Here is a 2,524-nt window from a genome sequence, read left to right as displayed (position 1 = left end):
CCGGAAAATTGAGCTTCGATCATGTTTTATGGAAACGCATGCACCATCGCTGATCTGTGTTTCGCTGGTTGCGCAGCGATCTCACAGAAAGAAGAAATCGCGGGCTCTGAACAAACAAACAGGCGGTGTCTGCAGCCGGCGCGCGGCTATGTCTTTTGTGACATGACGCGCTACGTACTGGCCGGCGATATCGGCGGCACCAAAACCCTGCTTCAGCTTGCCGCTGCAGAAAGCGATGCGATCGATGTGGTCTTGCAGAAATCGTATGCGAGCACCGGTCACGAGGACCTCAGCGCAATCGTAGACACGTTCCTGCGCGACGCGCATTTCGATAAGCAAATTGCCGCCGCCTGTTTTGCTGTCGCCGGCCCTGTCATCGACGGCCGCGCACGCTTGACCAATCTGCCGTGGCATGTCGATGCGAATGAAATCGCGAGTCGGTTCGCGATTGCGAGGGTCGAGTTGATCAACGACTTCGCGGCAGTGGGCCTGGGCCTTGCGCGGCTCAGCCGTGATGACCTTCTGACCTTGCAGGAAGGCCGGCCACAACGGCATGGCGTACGCGCCGCCATTGGCGCCGGTACTGGCCTGGGCGTCACCTTCCTGACGTGGAGCAGCGGACGCTACATTGCGCATGCTTCGGAAGGCGGCCATGCCGATTTCGCGCCGGCCAACGATCTGCAGCAGCGTCTACTCCAGCATTTGCGGCAACGCCACGGCCACGTTTCGTGCGAGCGCGTCTTATCCGGCCCGGGGTTGATCGCGGCGTATGAATTCCTGTGTGTCCATGACGGATACGTTTGCGACATCGATGTGCACAGCGAGCACGCGGCGGCGCAAATCGCCGCGCGGGCCGGCTCAGATGCCGAATCACCGGCCGCTCGCGCGCTCGATCTGTTCGTCGACGTCTACGGCGCCTATGCCGGCAGCCTCGCGCTGACCATGCTCGCCAGCGGCGGCATCTACATTGCCGGCGGCATCGCGCCGAAGATTTCAGCCCGTTTGGGCGACGGCAGATTTCTCAAGGCGTTTCTGGATAAAGGCCGCTATGCCGAGCTGTTGAGCAAGGTGCCGATTCATGTCGTGATGAATGCCGAAGTCGGCCTGATCGGCGCCGCCGCCGAGGCAGTTGCGCTTACTTGACGAGTTGCTTCCGCGAAGTCCGCCGTGCAGACGCCTCTTGGTTGAACCGCCCATGACTGCGCTCCGATTTTCAGCCGTGGTGCTGGCGGCGGGCTTGTCGTCACGGATGGGGAGCCAGAACAAATTGCTGTTGCCGGCAGGCGACGAGCCGATCATCCGTCGCGTCGTGCGCGGAGTGCTTGCCGCCGATCCTTGCGAGGTGGTTGTGGTCACCGGATTCGAGGCAACGGCGGTGGCGCGGGCTGTCAGTGATTTACCCGTCTGGCTTGCGTCCAATCCGCATTACGGGGAAGGTCAGATGACCTCGGTCGCCGTCGGTGTCGAGGCGCTCACCGAGCCGACCGATGCAATCATGATTTGCCTCGGCGACATGGCGTGGCTAACTCCCGCCGACTACCGCGAGCTGGTGGATGTTTACGCGTCGCTCACCGATAAATCTATCGTGGTGCCGCGTTGTCGCGGCCGGCGCGGCAACCCGGCGCTGCTGGCCGCGTCCTGGATTCCCGAACTCGTCTCAAGACAGCGCAATATCGGCTGCCGCGAGCTGATCGACAGCAATGCAGGCGCGATCCTAAACTACGAGGCAGCGCATGACCGTTTTGTGCTGGACATCGACACACCGGAAGACTACGCCAGAATGCTCACCACTATCGACGAGAAGACGAAAGCTGTATGAGCATCGGCGCGACGCACGGAGCCGCATCGTGAACCCGGCGCCAGCAGCGCATCGGATTGTGGCGCCGGCAAACCGCGCGCGCTCGAAGAGGCAGCATGGATAGCACCGATCTCTCGGTTCTCAAATCATGCATTGCCTGGCTCGAAGCCGGCCATCGCGTTGCGCTCGCCACCGTCGTGGAAACCTGGGGGTCGGCGCCGCGTCCGGTAGGAGCCTGGCTCGCCATTCGCGATGACGGGCAGTTGGTCGGTTCGGTGTCGGGGGGATGCGTCGAGGATGATCTGATTTCTCGCGTGCGCAGCGATGTGCTGAGCGGCGAACTGCCGCAAATTGTGCTGTATGGCGTGGCGAAGGATGAAGCGGCCCGCTTCGGTCTGCCGTGCGGCGGCACGCTGCGTCTGGTGGTCGAGCCGCGCCCCGAAGTCGCCGTGCTGCGCATGCTACGCGATCGCGTCGCCGCCAAACGGATGACCGCGCGCGTTCTCGACATGCCGCGCGGCAACGCGATTCTCGAGGATGCGGACCGCGACGAAAGTCACAGCTTCGACGGGCGCACGCTGCGCGCGATCTACGGGCCTCGCTGGCGGCTCGTACTGGTTGGCGCGGGACAGCTTTCGCAATATGTCGCGGATCTTGCGACCAGCGCGGATTACGAAGTCGTCGTGATCGACCCGCGCGAGGAGATTGCCGCGGTGTTCAGAGTCG

Annotated in this window: 3 protein-coding genes; all 3 read left to right on the top strand. The window is 62.9% G+C overall.

Features of this window, described 5'->3' with window-relative positions; translation table 11 throughout:
* The first annotated feature begins 162 nt into the window (after positions 1–162).
* Positions 163–1,143, top strand: coding sequence for a glucokinase (locus H0V78_14050; GenBank protein ID MBA2352857.1), 981 nt, complete (start codon positions 163–165; stop codon positions 1,141–1,143).
* Between the two features lie 52 nt (positions 1,144–1,195).
* Positions 1,196–1,819 carry a nucleotidyltransferase family protein gene (locus H0V78_14045; GenBank protein MBA2352856.1) on the top strand — a complete coding sequence of 208 codons (624 nt, stop codon included), beginning with the start codon at positions 1,196–1,198 and terminating at the stop codon, positions 1,817–1,819.
* 95 nt (positions 1,820–1,914) lie between these two features.
* A partial coding sequence (locus H0V78_14040; protein MBA2352855.1) for an XdhC family protein occupies positions 1,915–2,524 on the top strand: 610 nt, incomplete at its 3' end.

The organism is Burkholderiales bacterium, from assembly GCA_013695435.1.
Taxonomy (GTDB): domain Bacteria; phylum Pseudomonadota; class Gammaproteobacteria; order Burkholderiales; family JACMKV01; genus JACMKV01.
Note: the sequence above shows the minus strand (reverse complement) of the source record. Positions and strands in the feature narration are given on the sequence as shown.